General features: G+C 40.8%; 8 protein-coding genes. 5 read left to right on the top strand and 3 right to left on the bottom strand.

Annotation, left to right across the window (positions count from 1 at the left end; genetic code table 11):
• Positions 1 to 145: 145 nt before the first annotated feature.
• A complete protein-coding gene (locus QWZ08_RS15225; protein ID WP_290338320.1) occupies positions 146 to 1,039 on the bottom strand; it encodes a M23 family metallopeptidase in 894 nt (297 codons plus the stop codon).
• Between the two features lie 376 nt (positions 1,040 to 1,415).
• Here QWZ08_RS15225 and QWZ08_RS15220 point away from each other — a divergent pair, with 376 nt between their 5' ends.
• The 5 genes from QWZ08_RS15220 (at position 1,416) to pyk (ending at position 6,284) form a co-directional block, all read left to right on the top strand.
• A complete protein-coding gene (locus tag QWZ08_RS15220; protein WP_290338319.1) occupies positions 1,416 to 1,931 on the top strand; it encodes a c-type cytochrome in 516 nt (171 codons plus the stop codon).
• A gap of 145 nt (positions 1,932 to 2,076) precedes the next feature.
• The gene (ung, locus tag QWZ08_RS15215; RefSeq protein ID WP_290338318.1) at positions 2,077 to 2,760 is read left to right on the top strand and encodes a uracil-DNA glycosylase; all 684 of its coding nucleotides are present in this window, start codon (positions 2,077 to 2,079) and stop codon (positions 2,758 to 2,760) included.
• A gap of 42 nt (positions 2,761 to 2,802) precedes the next feature.
• Positions 2,803 to 3,588, top strand: coding sequence for a lysophospholipid acyltransferase family protein (locus QWZ08_RS15210; protein ID WP_290338317.1), 786 nt, complete (start codon positions 2,803 to 2,805; stop codon positions 3,586 to 3,588).
• Positions 3,589 to 3,723: 135 nt separating this feature from the next.
• The gene (pfkA, locus tag QWZ08_RS15205) at positions 3,724 to 4,707 is read left to right on the top strand and encodes a 6-phosphofructokinase (RefSeq protein ID WP_290338316.1); all 984 of its coding nucleotides are present in this window, start codon (positions 3,724 to 3,726) and stop codon (positions 4,705 to 4,707) included.
• Between the two features lie 86 nt (positions 4,708 to 4,793).
• A complete protein-coding gene (gene pyk, locus QWZ08_RS15200; RefSeq protein WP_290338315.1) occupies positions 4,794 to 6,284 on the top strand; it encodes a pyruvate kinase in 1,491 nt (496 codons plus the stop codon).
• A 66-nt stretch (positions 6,285 to 6,350) separates the two neighbouring features.
• On the opposite strand, the gene QWZ08_RS15195 is transcribed toward pyk, so the two are convergent.
• Positions 6,351 to 6,773 (bottom strand): DUF1761 domain-containing protein, encoded by a 423-nt coding sequence (locus QWZ08_RS15195; RefSeq protein WP_290338314.1) that lies wholly within the window; start codon positions 6,771 to 6,773, stop codon positions 6,351 to 6,353.
• A gap of 176 nt (positions 6,774 to 6,949) precedes the next feature.
• A complete protein-coding gene (locus QWZ08_RS15190; RefSeq protein WP_290338313.1) occupies positions 6,950 to 10,063 on the bottom strand; it encodes a glycoside hydrolase family 31 protein in 3,114 nt (1,037 codons plus the stop codon).
• Between the last annotated feature and the right edge of the window lie 107 nt (positions 10,064 to 10,170).

Here is a 10,170-nt window from a genome sequence, read left to right as displayed (position 1 = left end):
ATTTAAAGATACCCAAAAAGAAGTACTACACTTGGTGACAGAAAGGGTACTACTTTGTTTTTAGAAGAGTTACTACAGGGCGTAGCGCAATGGGTGTAAAAAATGTGATGTTGGGCGAAAACTATTTTTCAGCCAAAATTAAATATTACCACTCTGTTTTTATTTTGTCATTTTTAACGGGCGAATATTCTGTCTTTCGCCTGCCGTTTACTTCCATGGCATCAAAAAAGCATTTTTCACCCGTTGCAATATTCATATTTTCCACGTTCTGAATATGGAAGTGCAGGTGCGGTTCAGACGAGTTACCGGAGTTACCACAGAGGCCCAACAACTGCCCCCGTACTACTTTTTGCCCCTCGGCCACCTGTATAGAGTGGTGTTTAAAATGGGCAAAAAATAAATACTCCCTGTTAGCGGTTTTTATAATTATCGTATTTCCCGGAATGTATACGGGATTAAATTCTCCGGGCAAATTATCCTTTATTCCATCTACAACCAGTACAACCTCTCCATCGCAGGGTGCATATAATTCCTTACCAAAGGCATAATAATCTTCGTTGGCCAGGCCATCTGTTTTAAACGATTTGCCCATCCCGTCTTTGATCACAATGTCGAACGCATTTTTTTGTGCCACACTTTCAACATGGTAATTTAATTCTTTGGTATCCCCACCCCATATAACAGTCCACTCACCCTTAAAGGGCAGCTGCAGTTTAGTTATATTTCTTTGAAGTTTGGGAAGACTTTCTTCAGTATACGGCTTTACAAATAAGCCATTTATTTTAGCATTCTTGTCAATTGAAATATTTACAGCAAACAATGCTCTTTCAAAATTTGTTTTGTACCTGGCATAAGTACCATTTTCATACTTCACAAAACTGCGTGCCGTGATTTGTCCTGCCTGTGAGCGCAGGCCATTTAAAAAATCACTTGTTTTATTCAGCGGTAATGCCGTTTGCATTTCCTGAGAAAACATGGCAAAGATGCTATCGTTTTTTGCAGCATTGTAGTAGGTTTCAAATCTGTCAGCTACTGCCATATAAGTACTGTTTTCCGTTTGACAGTAAATTGTATTTACCGAAAAAGTGAAGACAAGCATTGAAAATAAACGTACCATATGTTGATTATTTTATTTAACCGCCTTAAGATTAAAAGATAAAGTTACCATTACCGTAGCCAACCTTTAGTAATGCGTAACGCATTTTTTTTCAAAACTGTATGCATGGAGATTTACAAAGCTTTGCTGGTAATAAAAGAAATGCACCCACGCAACAATGAGCTCAAAAAAGCCAGTACCCGAAATTTGCAGCCTCTTAAATAACTTTTTGATGGCTTAATACAGTGCAAAAAAAATCTTGTGGTTTTCACCTGTCCGCTTATCTTTATAACATAAACAATTCATTAAAAAAACATTTATGAGAAAATTAATGCTGCAGGCCAACCGGAAACTGCTGGTAATAATGACAATAGTTGTTGTTGTTATTTTCGGCACTGCCGGCACTACTGCACCTGTACATTCCAACGTATACAAAAACCTTAAAATTCTGCCACAGGATATCAGCAGGGAAGCGATGCATGATATTATGGATGTACAATTTGGCGATGCTCTGGGGGTACATTGCGACTATTGCCACGCTAAAGAACCAGGGGCCGATCACCCCGATTTTGCAAGTGACGCCAATCCTAAAAAAGAAACTGCACGCGACATGATGCGCATGGTACTGCAGATGAATAAGGATAATTTTCAGGTAGCAAAACCAATGATCGGCGATTCTTTGATGGTGGTTACCTGTTACACCTGTCATCATGGATCTGCATTTCCGGATACAAAAAGCAAAGTACCGGTAGTTCATGATTTTGGTCCTCCTGCTGGTCGTGCAGGTCAGCCCGGACCTCCGCCGCCACCGCCGGCCGCACCTCAAAAAAATTAATTATTAAATACTAATTGCGGGCATTCAATTTTCCTGCATAAAAGAATCCCGTTGTTAAAAGCAATGGGATTTTTTTTGTGCAATGCCACAGCTTTTATTTGCTGTTTTATTCAGTCAGGCTTTTGTAATTTTATAAAAATTTTTCATGGATGTAAAGATCGAACCTTCTTGGCACGAGGTACTAAAGAATGAATTTACAAAGCCCTATTTTTTAGAAATTGTAACTTTTTTAAAGATTGAAAAAAATGCAGGTAAAATTATTTACCCCCCGGGACCGCTTATCTTTAATGCCTTTAACCATACCCCTTTTGATAAGGTAAAAGTTGTGATACTAGGGCAAGATCCTTACCATAACCCGGGACAGGCGCATGGTCTTAGTTTTAGTGTACCTGCGGGGATAAAACCGCCGCCTTCTCTTGTAAATATTTTTAAAGAAATTCAAAAAGATTTGTCTGTTACTATGCCCGAAGGATATGGCAACCTAACCAGTTGGGCGGACCAGGGTGTACTTCTATTAAACGCTATTTTAACGGTAAGGGCAAATGAACCAGCCAGTCATGCAAAAATTGGCTGGATGAATTTTACAGATGCCGTCATAACAAAAATATCTGATGAAAAAAAAGGGGTAATATTTCTTTTATGGGGTAAATTTGCGCAGGAAAAGCAATTGCTGATAGACGAAACGAAACATTTTGTATTGAAAGCTGCCCATCCTTCGCCATTTAGTGCGGACAAAGGTTTTTTTGGTTGTAAACATTTTTCAAAAGCAAATGAATTATTAATCAACCAGGGCCTTGCTCCCATCAACTGGAAATTATTATCAACCTGATACCTGTTTCCGAAAAACAGCTCAGTAAATATACGAACCATTTTGACCAATACTGACAACTATTCTTCACCGCAAACAACTGCTTCCTTCAAAGATGTATGCAAGAATATTTTTGGCAGAATATGGGCTGTTTGGGGATTAATCAGTTTTGCCACTACCTTCCTTATCATCTTTATACCATCAATGCTTTCTTATTTAATTCCGGGGCCCAGGGGACAGGATTATTTTATTACCGTGTCAAGGGTATGGATGTGGACCTGGCTACGGATGGTAGGATGCCCTGCCACCATCAAAGGCAAAGAAAATTTCAAGCCCGGTCATACTTATGTAGTTGTGTACAATCACAACGCTTTGCTTGATGTGCCCCTTTCTGCACCATTTATACCGGGTGGCAATAAAACAATTGCCAAAGCTTCTTTTGCCAAGGTCCCCATTTTCGGGTGGTTTTATAAACGCGGTTCCGTGCTTGTTGACAGAGGCGATAACAAAAGCCGCCTGAAAAGCTTTGAAGATATGAGGGAAGTGTTGCGCAACAACCTGCACATGTGTATTTACCCGGAAGGAACCCGTAACCGAACCAATGAACCTTTAAAGCCATTTTTCGACGGTGCTTTCAAACTGGCAATTGATACCAAAAAGGAAGTTATTCCCTGTGTAATTTTTGGAACCAAACAAGCCATGCCCGCAAATAAAGGATTTTATTTATGGCCTACCAGGTTACAAATGCATTTTTTGCCTGCCGTTTCATCAGAGGGTATGAAAGCACCTGCATTAAAAGAAAAAATTTTTACAATGATGAAAGAACATTATGTGAATGGCGTTCAATAAGTACGCAATAACTGGTCAGGAATTTTCAGATTAGTTTTAAATGCTTATTTTTGAAACTTGTGCAATTTTATATTAGTATTATTGAAATAAGAGAAAGGTTGAAAGTTTTTTAATTAAAAAGTGTTTTTTTTAGATATGAAAAAAAAGGTTACAAAGATTGGCGTACTTACCTCCGGAGGCGATGCACCGGGAATGAATGCCTGCATACGTGCCGTGGTACGGACAGGAATTTACAACGGATTGGAAGTTTTTGGGATTGTGCGTGGCTACACCGGAATGGTGGAGAATGATATTTTCAAAATGGAAAGCAGAAGTGTAGCCAATATCATTCAGCGTGGCGGAACCATTTTAAAAACGTCCCGTTGTAAGGAATTTTTTACACCTGAAGGCAGAAAGAAAGCATATGATAACTTAACCAAACTAGGCATTAACGGGTTGGTAATTATTGGTGGCGATGGTAGTTTCAGAGGTGCACAAACATTCAGCAATGAATATGATATTCCCTGCGTAGGGTTGCCGGGCACTATCGACAAAGATATAGCGGGCACTGATTTTACAATTGGTTTTGATACCGCTGTAAATACCGCGGTTGAAGCAATTGACAAAATACGGGATACAGCAGATGCACATGACCGTTTATTTATTATTGAAGTAATGGGCAGGGATGCCGGTTACATAGCATTGCACAGTGGTATCGCTACAGGTGCCGAAAATGTACTGATCCCGGAACGCAAAACAGATATCGAAGAAGTTATTAAGCAATTAGCGGAAAAAGAAAGAAGACATAAGTTGGTTAACCTGATTGTAGTGGCTGAAGGAGATGAGTTTGGTGGTGCCGATGAAATTGCAAAAATTGTAAAAGCCCGTTTACCAATACAGGACGTAAGGGTTTGTATATTGGGTCATATTCAACGCGGCGGTTCCCCAACCTGTTTCGACAGGTTGATTGCAAGCCGCATGGGCTATTCGGCTGTTGAATGTTTGATGGAAGGGAAATTCAATGTGTTTGTTGGAATGGTCAATAACCGTATGCATTATACTCCGTTAAACGAAGCTGTAAAAAAGAAACAGCGTATCAGTGAAGAATGGATGAAAATAGTAAAAATCTTGGCCAGCTAATTTCGGGGTAATCAATCCGTACTGTCTGTTACCAAATGAAAACGGTAAAAAATTCACTTGACATTTGAAAATAAACTAAACAACTAATGAGCAAAAATTTAGGTAAATACCTGCATGCTGAAATGGATAAAGAAGCAGGTTTTCAACATACGATTAAACGAACAAAGATTGTTGCAACAGTAGGCCCCGCCTGCTCTACTTACGAAAAGTTACTGGACCTGGTAAAGGCAGGCGTAAACGTTTTCCGCCTAAACTTTTCTCATGGCGCTTACGAAGATAAAAAACAGATCATTGATTTTATAAGGGAAATCAACCGCAAAGAACCCTATAATATTGCCATTTTAGGCGACCTGCAAGGTCCTAAGTTAAGAGTGGGTGAACTGCAGGATGGCCAGATAGAATTAAAAGACGGGAGCCAGTTTATTTTTACCACACAAAAAATGGTGGGCACAAAAGATAAGATTTATGTTAGCTATGCCAACCTTGCCAAAGATGTAAAAGTAGGCGAACGCATATTTTTAGATGACGGAAAGATGGAAGTGAAAGTAGAAGAAATATTAAATGATACGGAAGTTAGAATTTCGGTAACATTGGGCGGTATCCTGTTTCCAAAAAAAGGCGTCAATTTACCCGATTCTGCCCTCACGATGCCTTCGCTTACAGAAAAAGATATTGCAGATCTTGATTTTATTATCAGCCAGGATTTAGACTGGATAGCCTTGTCTTTTGTTCGTCATGCTGATGACATCATTGATCTTAAAAAGCGTATCAAAGCACAAAAAAGTAAGGCCAAGGTTATTTCTAAAATAGAAATGCCGGAAGCGTTAAGAAATATCCGTAATATCATTGTTGAAAGTGATGGCATTATGGTTGCCCGTGGCGACCTCGGTGTGGAGGTACCGGTTGAACAGGTTCCCATTATTCAGAAAGAAATCATCCGCAAATGTATGCACCGGGCAAAACCTGTGATTGTAGCAACGCAAATGATGGAAAGTATGATGGAGCGTACCAAACCAAACCGCAGTGAAGTTACAGACGTTGCCAACGCCGTGCTGGAAGGCGCCGATGCTGTAATGCTGAGCGGTGAAACTGCGATGGGCCAGTATCCTACCCTTGTGGTGGAAATGATGAGCAAGATCATTCTACAGGTGGAGGGAACACTATACGATTACGATAGGGACGATATTTTGACGCCACAGCAACACTCCCCTTCTTTGCTGAGTGATGCACTTTGCGCAAGCGCCTGCAAAATGGCAAAAGATGTAAATGCCAAAGCCCTTATAGGAATGACGCAGAGTGGTTACACCGGTTTTATGCTGAGCAGTTACCGACCCAAGGCACCGCTATATATTTTTAGTAAAGAAAAAACACTCATCAACCAGCTGAGTCTCAGCTGGGGCGTAAGGCCGATTTATTATGCAGAAGAAGAAAGCCTTGATGATATCTTCATGGACCAGATAAATATTTTAAAAGAAAGAGGTTTTCTTAAAGAAGGCGATGTGGTTGTAAATACAGGCAGCACGCCAATTGAAAAACATTTACCTACCAACATTTTAAAGGTATCTATTGTAGAGTAAGAAAATATTTTGTAAATAAAAAGTTGCCCTGCGTTAAACACAGGGCAACTTTTTATTTAACAGATTTTATTGCCAAACGCAAATGATTACCGCGGCAATAATATTACCCAACAAGGTATATCCGCCGTTAATAAAATGAAGGCCAGTGGCCCTTTTTTCAAACAGGTAAGAATTGCTGATAGCAGTTGCGCCGAAGCATATGCCGGTGAGTGTACCCAACTTCAGGCCCTGACTAAACAGGCCAAGATTAAGATAGGCTGCAAGAATTGCAAGCCCGATACAAGCAACCAAAATGGTTACAAACGAAGCGCCCATAATAACTCCCATTCCCTTGGTAGCATTGGGATCACTGGCATCAATTTTGGTCAATGCCAGCCAGGTTTTTGCAAACAATACTTTAGAATACCAAATGGCTCCCAAAGCAAAATAGGCTATAGCAGCGACGAGGACTGCCAGCCAGTGAATGTGGTGAAAAATTGCTGGATTCATAAAAATAAATTGGTTTTATCCGCCGAAGGCGAAATGTTAAGTGGAGAAGATACCGGCATACAAAATACAATAAATATTTACTTTTTCCTATCCGTCTCACTAATGGAAATAACGACTGATGGAGCAGGCATTTTGCCACTGCACTACATAACTTTTGACAAAAAAACAGCGGCTGGTCAATCATTTAGCACCACAACCTGGTGTTTTTTTTGCGTTGCAATTTTTCTTGTTTGGATATGTAAAACTGTTTTACCATTGGTGGTATCGATGTAATAACCTTCTTCATTGTGTAATATTCTTTCACCAGTTAATTGTGGTAACAATTCTCCATCCAGGGATGCCGTTTTCGGAGAGGCGCTTGTATGGACTATTAAATGATAGCTTCGCCTGTCAATGCTTCCATTATACTTCCCTTTTACAGCGTTTATGGTAACTGTAATAATCTTACCGGCATTCATTTCAAATAAAGTCGTAGCGTAAGCCCCCTTTTTATACTCCCTGGTAAGCCCGTCATCCTCATATAAGTTAAATGCTGTCTTACCTTCCGGGTACATATCCAGTGTTAATGTATCAGGCTTTTTTTCTGCATCAAAATTCATTGCCTGGTACATCGGTATAATAGCTCCAGCCTTTACAAACACGGGCAGTTTTTCCAAAGGCGCAGCATAATGTCTTAACCACTTTCCGCCGTTAAATAGTTCCCCGTTCCAGTAATCAATCCATTTTCCGCGAGGCAAATAAATACTGTCACGTTCGTTGCCCGGTTTATACACCGGTGCCACCAGCAACCACTGGCCATTCATAAACTGGTACTGGGTTTGTTTACCCAACGTGGTGCTGTCACTAGGAAACTCAAGTACCATTGCTCTTGCAGCGGGTACTCCGGTGATATTAGCTTCCCTGCATAATGTATACATGTACGGGGTGAGGCGCATTTTTAACTGCAGGTATTTTCTGTTGATACTGGTATAAGGCTCACCCGATATCCACGGCTGTTTATCTTTTTTTGCCCAGCCGCTCATGGTCATTAAAACCGGGATAAAAGATTTCCATTGCAGGTCACGTGTATAGGTGCTGTCACTGCCACCAAAAATACCATCGATATCTGAGGATGCGGCGTTCTGTGCACTTAAACCTGCGCCAGTTATCGTTGGGATATGAAATCGGATGTACTCCCAACCGCCATACTGATCACCGCTCCACACGGTGCTGTAGCGCTGTGTACCAGCCCACCCCATTACGCTCCAGATAAAGCCGCGGGCATTGCTGTTGTTTTCTATGCCTTCATAAGCAGCCCTGCAACCATCCAGTGCATACTTATAACCAGGCCCAACCCAGGCCACATCCAGCTTACACAAACGGGTGCCATAGGTGCCTACTTCGGTAGCTATTTTATCTATACCATTCTCTGTCCATAAACCTGTGTAAAATCCACGTTCATGCAAAGCCTTTACCACACTGTCTAATTTTACATATCCGCAGCCATAACCATCATTGGGTAAAATCCATCCACGTGGCATTTCGTGCGCTATATATTGGTCGGCTATTTTCCAAATTACATCAGGGGTGGTCTGTGGTTTTTTATCACGTCCAGGCTTGTTGTAACAATTGGCATCACCCATACTCAAGGCCCATCTTGGCATCAGAAAAGGCTTGCCGGTAATATCTGTATACCGGTTTAAAATATTTTTAAGAGAGGGGCCGTAAAAGTAAAAGGCATCAAAACGATTTTCATTGTGTGATAAGCGCAGGGTATCATTAAAACTATATTCACCTGCATCAAATGTATTTCTATAAACACCATAGCCGCTAGTGCTCATGTAAAATGGAGCAGGATTGGCACGGCCGCCATCATCCCATCCTCCGCCTTTTTCAATAAGAATCGTTTTGTTGCGGTGTGAAAAATAGCCGTTCTGCATACCACATCCGTAAAAATATTCACCGGGCCTGGCAGATAAACTTTGCACTGTTTTTTGACCAAATAAAAGTGGCTGCTTTTCTTCCCAGATAACCGCTCTGTTAGCCGCATTATACATGGCGAAACGCATCGGCTTTTTATATACCCTAACTGCACAAAGCTTACTCTGCAACAAAACATAATCGCCCTTGTCGGTGAAAATAATGTTACTTTTTAATGTTGGTTTTGCAATCACAATATCTCCTGCGGACGGATCGGTGAAACTACCATCTGGCGCTAACCAAATCCTGAAAATGTCGCCACGATAAAATTGCAATCTAACTTTGGTGACGCCGGATGAAAAAACAAAAGCCGTTGATTCCTTTTTTATGGCCGTGATATTACCAACAAAAGTTGCAGCAGCATTCAGTTGTACATTAAGTGTATTGTCAATTGTGTGTTCGTCGCCTGGGTAATTTATTTTGAAACTGATATGATGCACTGGTCGTAACGTAAGGTCTGTGGGAGGAAAAACAATGTCTCTTTCTTCGCCAGGTTTAAAAGCATTGGTTGCTGCCGGCACTTTTAAGGTGAGTATATTTTGACTATCAATATTTGCCGTAACAGTAAAATTGGTGTTGATATTTTGCCCGCCGGAATTTTTTATTTTTAGTACCAGTTCATCGTTCTTTTTAAACTGGTTGCTTTCTTCATTGTGCGATAAAAGCCGCACTACACTTACATCCTGGCTGTAAGCTTCACTTAATGCAATATCATCTACCATCCAGTAAAACCCCATCAAGCCCTTCCAGTAAAACCGTAAAAAAACGGTTGGCTGATTGGCAGCAACTGCAGATACATCAATGGCTTCAGTAAGTGGAGCAAACATATCCGTTTCACTTTTAACGGTATGGCGTACATCCCATTGCTGCCAGTGAATGCTATCGGTACTTACACCAACAAACAACCCGGCTGTATCATTTTGCCGGTAATTCCACCAGCGAAATTTTTGTTGAAACTGTAAAATCACCGATTTTTTACCAATGCAATTAATAGGTGCAGAAACAATATATCCATCGGGGTATTGTTTGCGTTTAACCCAGTTGTCTACGTCTTCATCCGTAAAATAACCAGCCTGGAACTGCAGGTGATAACCCCTGCTGACAGAAGCAATCGGCGGTGCCTGTTGCTGGTATTTATAAGAACCGGGATAAGGCTGATTGGTGACTATCCATTGTGGATCCCAAGTAGCAGCGGGTGGAATGTGCCAACCTGCAGGCAGACTGCCCGAAGAAAAATCCTGGTGCCAGAAAACTTTGTTCTTATTGCTTTGGGCTGACAACAACGTAGCATACAAAATGAATATGCTAAAAACTATTTTCTTTATCTGCATATAAAATGGTTGTTTTATTTTTTCGCCAGCACCAATTCCGGTCAATGCAAGATAAAGAAAACGCAGAGTACGGTATCTGACATCGCTTAACAATTTAATGTATATTC

Source organism: Ferruginibacter paludis (assembly GCF_030409685.1).
In the GTDB taxonomy this organism is placed as follows: domain Bacteria; phylum Bacteroidota; class Bacteroidia; order Chitinophagales; family Chitinophagaceae; genus Ferruginibacter; species Ferruginibacter paludis.
The sequence above is the reverse complement of the archived record's forward strand: the minus strand, read 5'-3'. Positions and strand labels throughout refer to the sequence as shown.